Origin of the sequence: Paucisalibacillus globulus (assembly GCF_900184735.1) — a bacterium.
GTDB classification, from domain to species: domain Bacteria; phylum Bacillota; class Bacilli; order Bacillales; family Amphibacillaceae; genus Ornithinibacillus; species Ornithinibacillus globulus_B.
On record NZ_LT855393.1, the window covers coordinates 26,453 to 41,892 of the forward strand.

At 37.1% G+C, this 15,440-nt stretch carries 21 protein-coding genes; 14 read left to right on the forward strand and 7 right to left on the reverse strand.

All coding sequences use genetic code 11. From position 1 onward, the window contains the following. Positions 1-29 precede the first annotated feature (29 nt). Complete coding sequence (locus tag BN999_RS12565) at positions 30-767, reverse strand: class I SAM-dependent methyltransferase (RefSeq protein ID WP_096272387.1); 738 nt, start codon at positions 765-767, stop codon at positions 30-32. Between the two features lie 122 nt (positions 768-889). Here BN999_RS12565 and BN999_RS12570 point away from each other — a divergent pair, with 122 nt between their 5' ends. The 5 genes from BN999_RS12570 (at position 890) to BN999_RS12590 (ending at position 2,984) form a co-directional block, all read left to right on the forward strand. Continuing rightward, the gene (locus BN999_RS12570) at positions 890-1,291 is read left to right on the forward strand and encodes a hypothetical protein (protein ID WP_096271868.1); all 402 of its coding nucleotides are present in this window, start codon (positions 890-892) and stop codon (positions 1,289-1,291) included. 70 nt (positions 1,292-1,361) lie between these two features. Further along, a complete protein-coding gene (locus BN999_RS12575) occupies positions 1,362-1,556 on the forward strand; it encodes a hypothetical protein (protein WP_096271869.1) in 195 nt (64 codons plus the stop codon). Positions 1,557-1,730: 174 nt separating this feature from the next. After that, entirely contained in the window at positions 1,731-1,817 is an 87-nt protein-coding gene (locus BN999_RS21225; protein ID WP_373453635.1) for a hypothetical protein, read from the forward strand. Between the two features lie 282 nt (positions 1,818-2,099). After that, positions 2,100-2,480: a DUF4440 domain-containing protein gene (locus BN999_RS12585; RefSeq protein ID WP_096271873.1), complete on the forward strand. Its 381-nt coding sequence runs from the start codon at positions 2,100-2,102 to the stop codon at positions 2,478-2,480. Positions 2,481-2,504: 24 nt separating this feature from the next. Continuing rightward, positions 2,505-2,984, forward strand: coding sequence for a tetratricopeptide repeat protein (locus BN999_RS12590; protein WP_096271875.1), 480 nt, complete (start codon positions 2,505-2,507; stop codon positions 2,982-2,984). 61 nt (positions 2,985-3,045) lie between these two features. Here the strand turns inward: BN999_RS12590 and BN999_RS12595 are convergent, their stop codons facing one another. Genes BN999_RS12595 through BN999_RS12615 form a run of 5 tightly spaced genes read right to left on the reverse strand, consistent with a single transcriptional unit; the run spans position 3,046 to position 6,893 of the window. After that, positions 3,046-4,452 (reverse strand): LysM peptidoglycan-binding domain-containing protein, encoded by a 1,407-nt coding sequence (locus tag BN999_RS12595; RefSeq protein WP_096271877.1) that lies wholly within the window; start codon positions 4,450-4,452, stop codon positions 3,046-3,048. 54 nt (positions 4,453-4,506) lie between these two features. Further along, positions 4,507-4,704 (reverse strand): hypothetical protein, encoded by a 198-nt coding sequence (locus BN999_RS12600; RefSeq protein ID WP_096271879.1) that lies wholly within the window; start codon positions 4,702-4,704, stop codon positions 4,507-4,509. 18 nt (positions 4,705-4,722) lie between these two features. Continuing rightward, complete coding sequence (locus BN999_RS12605; RefSeq protein WP_255247460.1) at positions 4,723-5,241, reverse strand: GNAT family N-acetyltransferase; 519 nt, start codon at positions 5,239-5,241, stop codon at positions 4,723-4,725. Further along, a complete protein-coding gene (locus BN999_RS12610) occupies positions 5,234-6,523 on the reverse strand; it encodes an NAD(P)-binding domain-containing protein (protein WP_096271881.1) in 1,290 nt (429 codons plus the stop codon). Before BN999_RS12610 ends, BN999_RS12605 begins: the two co-directional genes overlap by 8 nt. Positions 6,524-6,542: 19 nt before the next feature. Further along, positions 6,543-6,893: an ArsR/SmtB family transcription factor gene (locus BN999_RS12615; RefSeq protein WP_096271883.1), complete on the reverse strand. Its 351-nt coding sequence runs from the start codon at positions 6,891-6,893 to the stop codon at positions 6,543-6,545. Positions 6,894-7,059: 166 nt separating this feature from the next. On the opposite strand from BN999_RS12615, the gene BN999_RS12620 reads away from it, so the two are divergent. The 9 genes from BN999_RS12620 to BN999_RS12660 all read left to right on the forward strand — a co-directional run bounded on the left by BN999_RS12620 (position 7,060) and on the right by BN999_RS12660 (position 14,845). Next, on the forward strand, positions 7,060-8,229 hold the full coding sequence (locus tag BN999_RS12620) for a DUF4179 domain-containing protein (protein WP_096271885.1): 1,170 nt from the start codon (positions 7,060-7,062) through the stop codon (positions 8,227-8,229). Between the two features lie 137 nt (positions 8,230-8,366). Further along, a complete protein-coding gene (locus tag BN999_RS12625) occupies positions 8,367-9,410 on the forward strand; it encodes an ArsR/SmtB family transcription factor (protein ID WP_096271886.1) in 1,044 nt (347 codons plus the stop codon). 12 nt (positions 9,411-9,422) lie between these two features. Next, entirely contained in the window at positions 9,423-10,616 is a 1,194-nt protein-coding gene (locus BN999_RS12630; RefSeq protein ID WP_096271887.1) for an MFS transporter, read from the forward strand. Between the two features lie 74 nt (positions 10,617-10,690). Beyond that, entirely contained in the window at positions 10,691-11,203 is a 513-nt protein-coding gene (locus BN999_RS12635; protein WP_096271888.1) for an RNA polymerase sigma factor, read from the forward strand. Beyond that, on the forward strand, positions 11,196-11,933 hold the full coding sequence (locus BN999_RS12640) for a hypothetical protein (RefSeq protein ID WP_096271890.1): 738 nt from the start codon (positions 11,196-11,198) through the stop codon (positions 11,931-11,933). The genes BN999_RS12635 and BN999_RS12640 overlap by 8 nt, the downstream gene beginning before the upstream one ends. A gap of 221 nt (positions 11,934-12,154) precedes the next feature. Next, positions 12,155-12,379 (forward strand): hypothetical protein, encoded by a 225-nt coding sequence (locus tag BN999_RS12645; RefSeq protein WP_096271892.1) that lies wholly within the window; start codon positions 12,155-12,157, stop codon positions 12,377-12,379. A 169-nt stretch (positions 12,380-12,548) separates the two neighbouring features. Further along, a complete protein-coding gene (locus BN999_RS12650) occupies positions 12,549-13,541 on the forward strand; it encodes a S66 family peptidase (protein ID WP_096271893.1) in 993 nt (330 codons plus the stop codon). Between the two features lie 206 nt (positions 13,542-13,747). Further along, positions 13,748-14,116: a hypothetical protein gene (locus tag BN999_RS12655; protein WP_096271895.1), complete on the forward strand. Its 369-nt coding sequence runs from the start codon at positions 13,748-13,750 to the stop codon at positions 14,114-14,116. 48 nt (positions 14,117-14,164) lie between these two features. Then, entirely contained in the window at positions 14,165-14,845 is a 681-nt protein-coding gene (locus BN999_RS12660; RefSeq protein ID WP_096271897.1) for a SagB/ThcOx family dehydrogenase, read from the forward strand. Between the two features lie 165 nt (positions 14,846-15,010). Here BN999_RS12660 and arsC read toward each other — a convergent pair whose 3' ends face one another. Then, the gene (gene arsC / locus BN999_RS12665; protein WP_096271898.1) at positions 15,011-15,430 is read right to left on the reverse strand and encodes an arsenate reductase (thioredoxin); all 420 of its coding nucleotides are present in this window, start codon (positions 15,428-15,430) and stop codon (positions 15,011-15,013) included. Positions 15,431-15,440: the final 10 nt, after the last annotated feature.

Below are 15,440 nucleotides of genomic sequence, written 5' to 3' on the forward strand. Positions count from 1 at the left end.
GTGTTCAAAATAAAGTCAAAAACATAACCTTACTTTTTCTTTTTAGCTTTTATGATAAACGTAGCCGGAACTAACTTTGCCTTTTCTACTGAGTACCACCTAAGATCATTACCTTCTGGAACAATATCCGGCAAAACAACATCATCTATAACTTTCTCAATCTCAAAACCAACTTTTATCAACGTATTAATATAGGTAGTTAACTTTCTATGATAAATAATGACAGAGTGATTCCATGCTTCATTATATTCCGGTCCTTCTTCTAGATAGGACTTTTCAAAAGTAAACTTAGGACCATCCCGTTTCACACGGTCATGAATCGGGTGCTCCCAGCTAAATATAAATGTTCCACCAGGAATCAAATAGCTATGTATGTTTTCCAGTGTTTTCTCCAGATCCACCGTCCAACCTAATGCATAAATGGAATAGGCAATATCAAAGTAATTGGTTGGAAGACCTGGGTTCTCTTCCATTGGCGATTCGAACAACTTCACCAATGCTTGTTGTCCCACAAGCAATTCAGTAGCTGTCTCAATTTGCTTGGTTGTCAGGTCGATTCCCCAAAGTTCCAGAGCACCTTTACTTCCCATATACTCTAGGGAATGACCGCTCCCACAGCCAATATCAAGTACCTTTTTCCCTTGTATGTCCCCAAAAAGATTTAGATCGTCCTCTGTAGGTGCAAGTGGTCCTAGCTCCGGAAGGGCTGTTCTTCCGAAGAAACGTTTCGCAGACTTCTCCCATCCTTGTTTATTGATTTGAATCATTTCACTCGTTTTCACTCAATTTACCCCCTTATTTGTTTCTAATATTCTAACAAACATTTAAAATAATGATATAGCAATTAAATGACAACTAAAATCTGCTGATTTTATAGGAGGACTACAAAATGAAAAAGGGTTGGCTCATATTTATCCTACTAACCTTAGTAATCATAACCGGCTGTAGCAGTAAAGAAAGTTTGATTAACAGAATAGACATTGATTTTCCTGAAGGGGAAGACAAAATGATTGTGGAGGAAGAAACTATTCATCAGTTTTCAACTATTTGGGAGACAATAGAGAAAAAACAGGGTGAAGAAAAGCCAGATGATAATGAATCGGTAAAGTTAACTCTATTTATTTCAACCGATTCTAATAAGCCAGAAAGACTGTACGAGTTTTCTATTTGGTTTACTGACGTCGGAGCTTCGATTTGGGATCATGAAAATGAAGGACTCGGAACACTAGAAATCGATGAATCAAAAGAACTTCAGAATATTTTGGAAAACAACTCGAAACCTGGAATATAGAGTGATACACTTATAGTAAGAAATAGCTGTCTAGAGAACAGCATAAGAATATTAAAAGGGGGTAATATCGGTGACACTTACATTAGCAGCATCTATCAGTGAGTTCCACGTTGGGGATATGTTAATTCAATTGCTATTCTTCGCTATCCCTATATTGTTGATTATTCTCGTAGTATTCGTACTTCTGAATGCCAAAAAGCGAAAAGACCGACTAGATAGACTGGAAGAAAAGATGGATGAACTTCAAGCTAAAATAGACGACTAGATATATTTTACCATTTTGACACCCATGACTATTGAATGATTACCAACTACTTGTTTTAGGCTACAATGAAGATAAGCATGGTGAGTCGTTAGGGTGGGATTTTCACTCCCCTCTGGAACCAATTGATTGGTGAAAGGAGGGGTGCCTTTGGAGAATTTAGTAATATCAATTTTGATGTTACTAGTGGCAGCGGGTTCATTTTTGATATCATTGCTGGAGTTCGTAAGGCAGTTAATTGACGACAAGATTAACAAAAAGTGAACCCCCACCCGTGACGGCTAAATCACTATAAGGTGAGGGTTCTTTTGTTCATTTTTACAGTTGTAAGATGTTCAGAGGGGATCCCACACCTGAACTACAAACCATGCGGAGCCGGGGATGTTCGGTAGCATCCTCGGTTCATTTTATGCTGATTTTAGTCATATTATACCCACTGCTACCTCTATTGTCTACACCTTTGTAAATTCACTACTCATACATATAATTAACTTTCAAAATATTTATGCTATAATTTCCAAAAAGGTGTATGGGGGGAAATTGTTTATGAAAAATATAGAAGAAGTGTTAACAGAGTATTACAATAGCTGGACCGATGGTTTTAAGACGAAGACTGATGTTGAGATAAAATACTTTATGTCAAAAAAATTCACCGGATACTGGGCCTTCTCAGGTATTGAAAAACCGGAAGAATATGATTATGACTATGATATTGTATCAGTCTTAGAACAGTATGATGAATTCACTCATAAGGAATTTGAGGTACTCTCCACAACGATACGGAAGAACGGGAAGAATTACTTAATCTTTGGTACGGAGTCCAGTACCATTCAAGGACAAACACACCGTGCTAAATGTTTGTATACATGGGAATTGGAAAGCGGCGAATGGAAACTAGTTAGGGAATATATCGAAATGGAAAGTTAACAGAGGGAAGGGCAGTCAACGTAAATGGAAAAAATAGATAAAGCAATATCACTAAGAAAACAAGAAAAGCTAACCGAATCTAATATACTATTGTTAGAACTTGTGAAAGAATATCCCAATCATCCAGAGATAAATTATCAGTGTGCTTGGAGTTTCGATGTATTAGGAGAGGAAACAAAAGCAGTACCTTATTATGTGCGAGCAATTGAACTAGGCTTATCAGGCGAAACATTAGAGGGAGCCATGTTAGGGCTAGGCAGCACCTATCGCACACTAGGTGACTACGAAAGCTCAAATAGAACATTCGAAAAGGGCATAGAATTATTTCCTAACAATCATACATTTAAAGTCTTTTATGCGATGACTTTATATAACTTGAAGGAACACGACAAGGCAATGGAATTATTGTTAACTTCCTTAATCGATACGACTTCTGACAAAGATATTTTAAGCTATGAAAAAGCAATTCGGTTTTATGCAAATAAACTGGATCAGGTGTGGTAGTAGAGTTCAAACATCGTAAAGAGCAAATGTCCCTAGCATGCCCCTTACGATGTAATAAGCTCTAAAAAGCAAAAATATGATTCCCGATTGTAGTAGAAACATCTCGACTTCTTAGATAGCTACTGGATGTTTTGTCTGGATTATAGAAGAACAATGCACCATTTGTTGGGGCTTCTCCATTTATTGCCCGTTCTGCTGCTTCATAGTTTTGGGCATTTGGTTTAGCAGTATGAATGACACCTGTTTCTGCTGGTGTAAATTGATAATAGCCATAGCTTTTTTCAAATAGGACTGATTTAACATCATTAGGAAAAAGAGGGCTATTAACCCGGTTCATAATGACAGCACCAATAGCAATCTGTCCCTCTAATGATTCTCCTCGACCTTCACTGTATATCATCTTTGCAAGCCATTCCACTTCTTCTTGGTTCACCGCTATCTCTTGTTCTGATTGGACCGATGAATTCGTCGTTGGCGTTGTTACTGTAACCCCAGTAGGGATAATCAACTTCTGGCCAATATTCAGGATATCGGAGGACAGATTATTAGCTTGCTTGATTGCATCCACTGTTGTTCCGTTTCCCTTAGCAAGTAGAAATAATGTATCCCCTGAAACAACTGTATGAGTAGTTGTAGTTGTTTGCAACGGTGCAGGGCTGCCACTAGAAGGAATCGTCAATGCTTGCCCAATGCTTAAAGTATTAGTGGATAAGTTATTAGCTTGTTTAATCGCATCCACCGTGGTTCCATTTTGTTGGGCAACACTGTATAACGTATCTCCAGATACAACCTTATAGGAGGTTGTTGGGGCTGGAGATGGGGTTTCTATAGGTGTTGGGGCAGTCTGAGAAGTATTTCCAGAAGGAATCCTCAGCGTCTGCCCAATACTTAAGATATTCGATGATAGATTATTAGCTTGCTTAATGGCATCCACCGTGGTCCCATTTTGTTTGGCAATACTATATAATGTATCTCCAGATACAATCTTATACGAAGTCGTTTCCGCCTGGAATGGGGCTGATGTCGTACCAGTTGGAATGGTTAACTTCTGTCCGATGCTTAGTAAATCCGAAGACAAATGATTGGTCTGTTTAATCGCATCGACTGTTGTCCCCTTTTGCTTGGCAATACTGTACAATGTATCACCTGGTGAGACAATGTATGAGGACGGATCTGTCCGTGACTGCGTGACGGTAGCTTCTGCTGCAGATGCTTTCGTCATAGGAAGTGCACCTATTCCAATAGATGTCAGTAACATAGCCCCTGCCATAACCTTAACACTCTTTACTTTTAACGAAGGAAACCGCTTTTTAACAAAACTTACCGCTTCCTTCTCTATATTAGTTTCTTGATCCTTGGAGGCAATTCCTAACTCACTTGAAAATTCCGTTAGATTCTCATCCATATATAGAATAACTTCAATTCCATCTTCTGTTTCATTTATTTTGTATCGAGTAAAAGGCCCCAATAGTTACACCCCTTTTACTCTTTACTATCTCCATTCTTGTAACTTTTACTTCTATTAATTTGTTAACGAGTCAATGGCAAGTAAAAACCTTTCATAACTCTCTAAACCTAAGGTATTTCGATTACCACGAAAAAGCCTTTGAAACGCAATCTCTTTTGCCTCCACTATAGGACATTCCTTCGTATTCATAATTAATTTCAGATATGCCACAAAGTAATCCTTAGTCAAAGCTCCACCGCGATTTAATACCATCCTATATCACCTCTGAAATTAGAACCTTTTCTCAAGAAGAATAACATCACGCCATACTCCGTCTAATTGCGCAATTCGTTCCCGGTATCCAACTTCACGAAAACCAAACTTCTTGTGTAAAGAAATACTTGCTTGATTCTCCGGAAAGATACTTGCTTGTAACATCCAAGAGCCATTATCTCTTGCAGACTTTACAATAGTATTCATGAGTTTCGAACCAATACCCTTTCCAGCATAATCTGGATTAATATAAATACTTAGTTCATGGACACCTTGATATACCGCACGCCTTGAATAAGGTGTTAGCGCACTCCAACCAACCACAATTCCATTAAAAGTAGCAACGAAACGACTATGCGATATGTGGTTCGCATCCCAAACTTCCCAAGTTGGGGTTTGGGTTTCAAAGGTAGCATTTTTAGTTTCGATACCTTTTGTATAAATTTGCAATACTGCCTCATTATCTTCATTTCTCATTGGACGAATAGTAATAGGATGATCATGTAAGGTTTTATTAGGAGAAGAATTATCAGCCACTGCTTCCATCCCCACAGTCCGAAACACCAATAATTTGTAGTTGTTTTGGTGCTGGATTTACTTTACATACACCAGTTTCCGTTAGTTTTAACTCCACCTTCTTAGCCGCTTCTACGTCCCCAGAAATATACGCAACGATGGAGCGGACTTGTTCATACCCGGTTGTCATTAAAAAGGTAGGTGCGCGCCCATAGCTCTTGACTCCTGCAATGTAGAAGTTATGTTCCGGATGTCGCAATTCTTCCTCACCATGTGGTCTTACTGTCCCGCAGCTATGCAGATTCGGATCAATTAAAGGTGCCAGTTGTGGTGTGCTTTCCACTGCAGGATCCACCTTCAATCGTAGTTCCGATAAGAATGAGAAATCTGGTCTTGCCCCAGTATTTACGATTATTTCATCTACTTCATGAACTACCGCGCCATTTGTAGAAGAAACAGTAAAACCTTTGACCCCTTGTTCAATCTCCTCCACATGAAAACCTGTAAATACATTCACTACCCCATTGTCTACGATTTTATGTGTTTTCGTACCAAGTGCCCCTCTCGCTTCTAAGGCATCACTTTCTTCCCCACCAAAAGCTTCTTGCACCTGTTGTTTCCGTACAATCCATGAAATTGTTGTTTCCGGATAAAGTTCCTTAACCTGTGCTAAATCGTTCAGTGTATTTAATGCAGAATGACCACTTCCAATTACTGCGATGTGTTTGTTTTTATACTTCTCTATTTCTGCTTGAATGTTAGGAATGGTTGTGATGTTACGGTGCTTTAAATCCTCGTCTTGCCATACACCATCCGCAAAAGGAGGATTTGGATTATTCCATGTTCCACTTGCATCAATAACAGCTTTTGCTTCTAGCTTCTTTGTCTGCCCCTTTGACTTCACATAAATAACAAACGGACTTTCATCACGGTCAGTAGATTTCATTTTATCTTTATTTTTTCTCGTAATCGCAGTAACTTCTGTATGATATAATATTTTCCCGTTGAACAGAGGTAGTTTTGATAATGGTTCAAGATATTCTTCTACGATTTCCTTCCCTGTTGGAAGTTTATCTGCTTCTGGTTCTATCCAATCGGTGTTATGTAGTATTTTCTTAGCTGCGGAATTCATATTAAATTGCCATGGTGAGAATAGTTGCACATGCCCCCATTCCAGAAGGTTACTCCCTGCTCTTTCTCCTTTTTCAACGACTAAGAAGTCCTCATTCCGTTCATATAAATGCGCTGCTGCAGCTAACCCAATAGGCCCTGCCCCAATGACTAATGTAGGTAAGTTTTTCACGGTCCCATCCCCCTTTAATTTAACAACCACAAGTTAAATCAGATGTATCCTCGTTACTTGCTCTTCGGAATAAACAACATAACTCTTCTGAAAGTATTTGGTTCATGACTTCATTATTAATAGAATAGTAGTGCCAAGTGCCTTTCTTTTCTCGTTCGATTAGATCTGCTTGCATAAGGATTTTTAGATGATAGGATAGCTTGGATTGTGCCATTTCCATTTCTTCTTCCAAATCACATACACAGATAGATTCTTCTTTGGAATCTGCTAACAAATTAAGCAGCTTTAACCTTTTTTCATCTGCAAGTGCCTTGAATGTCTTTTCATATTGTTTAAAAGTAGCTTGTAACTCCTGTGCCTTGGTTCCCATTGCCATCCCCCTTCCATTACATCAACTATTTTTGATGTTTAAAGTATATATCAAATTATTTTGATGTTCAAGTGATATATCAAATTATTTTGATATATTAGTTCATTACATAATTTTCCTATTTAATGTAGAAACTAATAGGTATGAATTAGGAAGGAGATTTTATATGAAACTATTCCTATCTGCCGTTAGTATGGTACTTCTTTCGTTTACCATATACCCAAACAGCATTTCATTTGAAAGTACAGAGCCTCCTGAGGAATCCATCTTTGAGATGGTTGGTGATATTGGTCAACAACACGCAAGCAAAAAAGGGCTCGCCATTCCTGTAAATAAAACATTAGAATTAAAAAATGAAACGATTCTTATAACAGAAAGTCTCTATGATGGTTCCAGTATACATCTGGCTTACATGATAACCAGATCCAAATCAAAGAAAGGTGCTATGACAAATCAATTCTTAGAAGACATTGCATTCACTCTTAATGGAAAACCACTAACCTTTAATCATATGAGTGCCGGTGGGAAGTTATTAGATAACGGGTACTATGCAGGGACAATAACCATTGATTTTCACGAAAACATCCCTGATTCCTTTATGTTAGGAATGTCGTCACCTGGTATGGATTCCAACATGGTCGAAATTCCCATTACACTAAAAGGTGTGGCCAAATCCTTCCCTATCAGGGAAACTAAAAAGATGGACACCAAGGTGATTACCTTTGACAACATTATCTTTTACCCAACCGGAACTGAAATACAGGTACAAAATTTTATTCAGGAAGAACAGAAACATCTTCCTATGGATTTAAATTTAAAAGTAACGGATGAAAAGGGGCATATCCTTCAACCGATAAGGGGCGGAAGTTCATCGGAGCCATTAGAAAACGGGAAAATTTTGGTCCGCTCTAGCTACTTATTTGAGCCTTTAGATCCCATTCCAGAGTCTTTACTCATTCAACCCTATCAAGTTGACCTGCATACTTATGAACCTGAGAATGTACGAAAGAAATGGGAAGGAAAACCATTCACACTTTCCCAAGGTGATGTCGGTAGCCTAACCGTAATAGATGTTCAAGTAGAAAAAGACCTTCACACCGTTACCTATGAAATAAGTGGCAAGCAAGATTTTCAACAGGCAGCTACTATTTGGCTGGAAAATGAAGACGGAAAACTAGTCACAGGAATTTATCCACCAAAGCAGTTACGTAAAAATACATTCCAACTTACTTTTCCAGCTACAGGTACGATAAGTGATCTCTATATTGCCACATCGAAGTTACTTCCTTTGAAGTATGTGAAGGAATTAGAAACTAGTTTAAAGTTTAAGAATTAAGCTATTTCAATTACCAATAAGTTGATGAGCACCTAAAATAGGAATGTATTTTAGGTGTTTTTTCCTATTCTAAATTTATTGAATATTAAATTCTAATAATATAGAATGTTAGACAAGATGGTAATGAGGTGATACAAATGGATGTTTTGCATTTTACTAGCAGGAAAAGAACTACCTACCAAATCAAACTAGAATACTCCCTCCTTTGGGAATGTGCCTTAGGAATAGCTGCTATTACCAACACCCCCATAATCAACACACTAGAGAAGCCGCTAGATTATTGGACTACTATCAAAGGGAATATGTCCAAAGAGTTCATAAAAGAACTGGACTATGTAGAGAAGCATAACACCTGGAAGGCATTACTTCAGTTGCTTCACATGAGACGTTTTAACGATTTACAGGATTTTACATCCCATATACAAGAACTTACAGAGGATCAATTGAAATTTGTCTGTCTACCATTCATTGGACACCCGTTCCAGGATTTGCGAAAGGAAGCAGCTTCAGGGAATGGTTCCGCTACTTCCGAAATGAAAAAGCTAACAAAAGACAATCCATTTTTTCCTCAGTATATAGATTATATCTGCACGGTAGATTCTACTTTTCTGAAAGAACACCTCATCACGATCATGCTGGGATGGTATGAAGCTGTGATTAAGAAAGATATAGAAGAATTACATAACATGTTACAAACCGATTATGAAATGAAAAGAGATATGCTAAACAAATTAGAACCCGAAGCAATGGTCGAATGGGCAACTGGTGGAGTTAGTTATAAACCCGAACCAAGTGTAAATCAAGTGTTACTAATCCCCCAGTATGTTTACCGGCCATGGAATATTGAAGCTGATTTAGAAGATACAAAAGTGTTCTACTATCCGATTTCAAATGAAAGCATCTCCCCAAATGATCGCTACATGCCTGATGATTTTATGGTTCTAAAGTACAAGGCTTTAGGAGATGAGGCTCGAATGAAGATAGTGAAGTTGTTGTTTGATAAAGAACGTACACTACAAGAAATTACTGATCATCTAGATCTTGGAAAGTCTACCGTCCACCATCACCTGAAGATTCTTCGCTCTGCAAAGCTCGTGGAAATAGTAGATTCAAAGTACTCCCTAAAGACACAAGCACTTAAGTTCTTAGGAGAGGAACTACATCTCTATTTAAAAAAGTAAGGAGAAGATAAGGTGAAGAATCGTTCTAGCTATCAGTCTATTTGGCTTGGCAATGCCACTTCTGAGTTGGGAGGTGCTCTGTTTATAGCCTGTAACTCTATCTTAGTGTTTCAACTTACAGGGTCCACCACGGCACTTGGATCGGTCTGGCTTGTCTATTACATCCCTTCATTTTTCATGCAGCTCTTTATTGGCCCGTATGTCGACCGCTGGAGTCGTAAATGGATTATGATTAGCTGTCAATTAGTACGGATGATATTAGCTTCCATGTTACTCGTTGCCTCATGGTTTGATATCTTCACCATTACGTTTATCTTTATCGTACAAGTCATCGTTGGGCTGATGATGCCTATTTTTGCTCCGGCTAACCAGGCTATCTTACCGACAATTATGGAAAAAGAATATCTTTCTAAAGCGAATGCTTCCCTAGATAGCACTCGCCAAGTGATGGTCATTATGGGGCCGGTAATTGCTGCTGTTTTTGTTGATTATTTAGTCGTGGAATGGGTTCTGCTCATCATTACAGCTGCCTTTTTATTAAGCTCTATAATGATACTAACAGTAAACGAAGACTATCAGCCAACCAAAGTAAGAAAACCCTGGATACAGGAATTTCGTGAAGGATTTAGCATGTACTTTCATCATAGATTACTAGTTTGGCTTGGGGTGTTTTTTGGCTTTGTCCAGTTTGGGGTTGGAGTAACCGTTGTAACGACTCTCCCTTTTGTCACTACCGTTCTTGATCAATCCGTTATTGCTTATGGAATATTTATGGCTGGCTTTCCTATTGGTTATGTAATTGGCGCCTTCATCAAGCAAAAGATAGGTAACCTAGATAAGGTCGGAATACTTTTCTCTGCCCTATTCGTTGGTGGGTGTACTTACCTTTTCTTAGGTGTTACACCGTGGTATGTACTGGCTGTTGTTACGGAGATCATTGCAGGTATCGTTATCGCGATTTTCAACATTTATAACATCACACTGATCCAACAAGTCATCCCGAATCACTTAATGGGAAAAGTGATATCGGTAAGATTATTAATTATGAGAACCATGTTGCCACTTGGTATTTTGTTTGCTATGGTTACGGTTCCCTTTGTAGCCATCCGCTTTTTATACGTATTGATTGGTAGTGTAATTTGCATTACAGCTTTTATAGGTTATTGGTTATTACGGGAAAAAAATCTCATGGCGAATAAAGTTTAATCATTTTATGTGCGATAACAATACCGGTATGTCGTCTAAATAGATAGATAGAAAAACAGAGGGGTCGTTTTGTTATGGACCAAGAAAAAATAATCACCGATTGGTTCTACCAATATAGTGATGAAATCTATAACTTCTTCATCTACCGGCTCGGGGAAGCCGATGTTGATGATTTAGTACAAGAGGTATTTATCCGGGCGATGAATGGATTATCTAGCTTCCAGGAAAACGCTAGTCCCAAAACATGGCTATATAGTATTGCGAAAAACTTAGCCATAGATGAGATTCGAAGAAGAAATCGTAAAAAGTGGAAATCTATCATTCCATTTTCCTCATACCATGAACCAAGTACTGAGGTAACACCAGATTTATTACTACATCTAAATGAGGAAAAAAAAGAACTCTACCATGCAATCCTTTCTTTGAAGTCTGGATATAAGGAAGTGCTCTTATTAAGAGGGATACACCAATTTTCTGTTACGGAGACTGCTGAGATTTTGGGCTGGAGTGAAAATAAAGTGCGCTCCACCTATCATCGTTCGAAAAAGGCATTAAAAACAAGATTAGGAGGGACCTTCCATGAGTAAAGATAAATTGGAAAAGATGCTAGAGACGATGCCACAAACTAATCTTGCTCCGGAAAAGAAAAAGGAAATGCTAGATTCCATCATGCAACATAGAGAGAAGAGTAAAGGATTGTATGTGATATTTTTCATCCTCCTATTAATGGTAAATTCTTATCTTTACTACCTGCTTTATAGGAACTTAGCACATTTCGCACCTTGGCACCCTCATTATATAGTGGACATTATTTATGTATTACTGTTCTTTATAATTGTTATTCCAGTATCAGCATTTTTATCGGAGAAACTTGCTATCTACTCCGTAAAGAAGGGACTTGGAAAGGATAGATACTTTAAGATTTTTACTACGGTAATGATTATGGTTCCGATTCTATTATTCGCTTTTATGGTATTCCATGATTATAAGGAGAAAGACTTGGATGATGTCATTCGTTTTAATACAGCAGAAGTGGATTATTATATGATTAATGATGAAAAGGTAACAGGTGAAACGTTGCATGGAAAAGTGTTAAAGGACTTTCTTAGTCAATACCGGGTGAAGAAGATGAAAGATCGTGAGTGGGATAGTGATGTTTCAAAAGAAAAGGGTTTTCGTATCACAATCTATTCTAACGGGAAACCGATATCTGCTAACATTTATGAGAATCGGCTACAATTTAAAAATAGTGGTGAGTATTATACAGTGTTGAATGGGCCGATTGATGTAGAGTGGGTTGAGGAATATCTAGAATAAGATATTTTGGAGTTGTTTTATAGCTAAATAGCATGAATAACCAGCAAAGGTTCCGTCTAATTAATGGACGGAACCTTTGCTGGTTATCTTCCAATAGCTATTCAGAATATTACCTATCGTGTGGTAAGATAAGAAAAGATTGTGAAGTAATGTTGTTAAACTAGCGGGGCAAAAGAGTTGAATAAAATAATATACAATGAATTAGTCTTAAGGGGATTACAATGAAAAAAATAATAATTATTTTAGTATTAGCGGTTAGTGTTCTTTCCTTATGTATCTACATAGATATAGCTGATACATATATCGTATTACCTTTTGCAGTGTTTATAGTGGGGATAATGTTTATATTTATTGGAATGTCTGAATTAGGTGACAAAAGAAAGAAGAATGCGTTTTTACATTTTATCTTTTCTGCTATTGCTTTTATTACTTTTATCATTTTATAAACTCATAGAATTAATATCACTTTTTTACCATTAACGGGTGCTTTACTTCAATAGTGATTGCACCCTCATTCAATTAACGCAGCAGGTTAATTCAATAAGCTCATGATTTTTTGTATTATTACTTTTAAATATTTTCTTTAATTTATGATTAGAAAGTAGGGGTGTTATTATGGTTCTACACTTAGAACAAGGAGATAAAATCGGGATATTTAGTCCATCTAGTCCAGCAACAGTTACAGCTAAACAGCGTTATCAGCGTGCTAAAACTTTTATGGAAGAGAAAGGTTTTGTTATTGTAGAAGGAAAATTGACTGGACAATCGGATGTATATCGTTCAAGTACACCCAAAGCACGTGCAGATGAACTAAATGAATTATTACGAAACCCAGATATTAAAATGATTATGTCTACTATAGGCGGCACAAATGCAAATAGTATGTTGCCATATATTGATTATGAAGCATTTATGAATAACCCGAAGTTAGTTGTTGGATATTCTGATGCCACTGCTATTTTACTCGCACTTTTTGCAAAAACAGGCATCACAACATATTATGGTCCTGCTCTGATTCCTTCTTTTGGTGAATTCGAACCCCTCGTAGATTATACATATAGCTATTTTAAGCAATATTTTATGGAGGAGACTAGTCTTCCATACGAAGTACCAATGCCACCATTTTGGTCCGATGAAGCAGTAAATTGGCTTGAAAAAACAACGGAGAAAAAACTCTATAGTAATGAGTGGATAACCAGGAAAGGAGGGGTAACAGATGGGAGATTAATCGGTGGTAATTTAAATTCAATGTACGGTTTTATTGGTTCGCCGTATTTTCCACAGATAGAGCATGGCGATATATTATTAATTGAGGATTGCACGAAGGATGCTTCAATTGTTGAGAAAAACTTCGCAATGCTTAGAGTTCATGGTGTTTTTGAAAAAGTTGCCGGCATAATACTAGGAAAACATGAACGTTACAATGACCTGGGTACAGGAAAACAACCCTTAGATTTATTGATCGAACAGTTAGACGGAATAGACATCCCTATATTAGCTGAATTTGATACATCTCATACCCATCCGATGCATCCATTGGCTATCGGTAAAAAAGTGAAATTAGATGCAGATGCCAAAAAGGTAGTTTGTATTGAGAGCTGGTTATAAGGTTGTAATATAAAATAGAACATTAGTTCTTATACAACAAACAGGTGTATTAGAGAAACAAGGCTGATCCAATTATGATTACCATATTCTATGCTAAAATACTAATTTTATTTTCGGAATATTATGCTAGTATCTAATTAGTTGTTATTATGCGAACGGGGCAGAAATATGAGAGAAGTGATTAGTGACTTAAGGAGAGCGAATTTATGAAGAAAATTATCTTTTCTTGTGTTCTAATAATATTTGTTGTTTTTATTTTAGTTAATTCGGATGCAATATACTTAAAATCACAAGAAAATAATTGGAATGATGCAGATTACTATATCAGTGAAATAAATGCTGAAAGGGATAGAAAGGGTCAAGATTTGTTAGAAATATCAGATCTTGACATTTATACAAAATACGCAGGAAACCATATTTATTTAACACAAGTTTATGCGGAAGACAAATTTGAGATGATATTTCTAACTAAAGGAATGAAAAACGGTTTCTTCGATTGGGAGTATCACACGCTCCCATTTACCACGACAGAGAACATTAATGAAGAATCATTGAATGAATGGGTCTTTGACTAACAGAGGCAATAGTTGTAGTTAAATTCGCTAAGAGAGGGGGGTATAAAAATGAAAGAGATTCATAAATTTCATGAAATGTCGTCGTGGGATACTCTAAAAAAACCTCCTAATACATTAGATGGCAATGCAACAAGTAAGATGCACTTTAAAGAATTACCAAAGATTAAATTAAATTATAATAATATACCTGAAAAAAACTTCTCTAAAATCATTCAGGAAAGATATACAACAAAAGAGATCAGCCCTTTGGAAAATGTGAGTATAGAGGAATTGGGAACTTTTCTCAAATGGTCTGTTGGTACTAGATTTAATGATAAATCAAAGAGAGTTTATCCATCAGCAGGAGGAAGTTATCCGAATCATATATTTATATTTATTAGAAATAACTTAAACATAGATGATGGCTTATATTGGTATGATGAAAAGGATCACTCCATAGTAAAAATATCTAGCAATTATATATATGAAGGTGCCTTACTACAAGACGGAATCGATGCAAACCTTTGTTTTGTAATTGCATCGGACCTTAACAAATCACAAGAAAAATATGGCTTAAGAGGATATCGATTCTGCCTACTGGAGGCGGGACACATTTCCCAAAACATGTTACATGTAGCTAGTGTCATGGGATGGAAATCAGCACCGATTGGTGGTTTTCGAGATGAAGTAATAAACGATAGATTACCTAATGAGTTTAAGGTTTTATTATTAATTCCAGTTGGAAAATAACACTCTAATAATAAACATTTAAGGGAGATAATATAAAGGTCCTGTTTTCAAAGAAATAAACAATGAAATTAAAGTAAAAAAACAGCAAGTGAATCTTGTTATTAATCCACTTGCTAAATATGATAATGTTTTTACTTTAATATCTCAAAACGTAATTAGAAGTACTTATTCTCCCGTCTCCGCAAAACGCTTAATACGCTCCCCAATCTCATCACGAACTCGCTGGAACACTTGCCACTTTTCTTCTTCTGTTCCTTCCGCCTTGGCAGGATCATCAAATCCCCAGTGTTCTCTTCTCACATGTGGTGGTGTCATTGGGCAACGGTCAGCTGCATCCCCACAAAGCGTTACTGCCATTGTTGCATTGTTTAAATATTCATTATCTATCATTTCGGATTCTTGGTCAGAAATATCAATTCCCACTTCTGCCATTGCTTTTACTGCATTAGGGTTTAATCCATGTGCTTCAATCCCGGCACTTCTCACTTCCCATTCGTCATCTAGAAGTTTTTTAGCCCATCCTTCTGCCATTTGGCTTCTACAAGAATTACCCGTACATAAGAAATAGATTGTCTTTTTAGCCATGATGATTCTC

Bases quoted from the DNA above. Each gene is read 5' to 3' on its own strand.
- BN999_RS12570 (WP_096271868.1), top strand. From the start codon at position 890: ATGAAAAAGGGTTGGCTCATATTTATCCTACTAACCTTAGTAATCATA.
- BN999_RS12590 (WP_096271875.1), top strand. From the start codon at position 2,505: ATGGAAAAAATAGATAAAGCAATATCACTAAGAAAACAAGAAAAGCTA.
- BN999_RS12615 (WP_096271883.1), bottom strand. From the start codon at position 6,893: ATGGGAACCAAGGCACAGGAGTTACAAGCTACTTTTAAACAATATGAA.
- BN999_RS12625 (WP_096271886.1), top strand. From the start codon at position 8,367: ATGGATGTTTTGCATTTTACTAGCAGGAAAAGAACTACCTACCAAATC.
- BN999_RS12585 (WP_096271873.1), top strand. From the start codon at position 2,100: ATGAAAAATATAGAAGAAGTGTTAACAGAGTATTACAATAGCTGGACC.
- BN999_RS12565 (WP_096272387.1), bottom strand. From the start codon at position 767: ATGATTCAAATCAATAAACAAGGATGGGAGAAGTCTGCGAAACGTTTC.
- BN999_RS12640 (WP_096271890.1), top strand. From the start codon at position 11,196: ATGAGTAAAGATAAATTGGAAAAGATGCTAGAGACGATGCCACAAACT.
- BN999_RS21225 (WP_373453635.1), top strand. From the start codon at position 1,731: ATGTTACTAGTGGCAGCGGGTTCATTTTTGATATCATTGCTGGAGTTC.
- BN999_RS12620 (WP_096271885.1), top strand. From the start codon at position 7,060: ATGAAACTATTCCTATCTGCCGTTAGTATGGTACTTCTTTCGTTTACC.
- arsC (WP_096271898.1), bottom strand. From the start codon at position 15,430: ATGGCTAAAAAGACAATCTATTTCTTATGTACGGGTAATTCTTGTAGA.
- BN999_RS12650 (WP_096271893.1), top strand. From the start codon at position 12,549: ATGGTTCTACACTTAGAACAAGGAGATAAAATCGGGATATTTAGTCCA.
- BN999_RS12635 (WP_096271888.1), top strand. From the start codon at position 10,691: ATGGACCAAGAAAAAATAATCACCGATTGGTTCTACCAATATAGTGAT.
- BN999_RS12645 (WP_096271892.1), top strand. From the start codon at position 12,155: ATGAAAAAAATAATAATTATTTTAGTATTAGCGGTTAGTGTTCTTTCC.
- BN999_RS12600 (WP_096271879.1), bottom strand. From the start codon at position 4,704: ATGGTATTAAATCGCGGTGGAGCTTTGACTAAGGATTACTTTGTGGCA.
- BN999_RS12655 (WP_096271895.1), top strand. From the start codon at position 13,748: ATGAAGAAAATTATCTTTTCTTGTGTTCTAATAATATTTGTTGTTTTT.
- BN999_RS12660 (WP_096271897.1), top strand. From the start codon at position 14,165: ATGAAAGAGATTCATAAATTTCATGAAATGTCGTCGTGGGATACTCTA.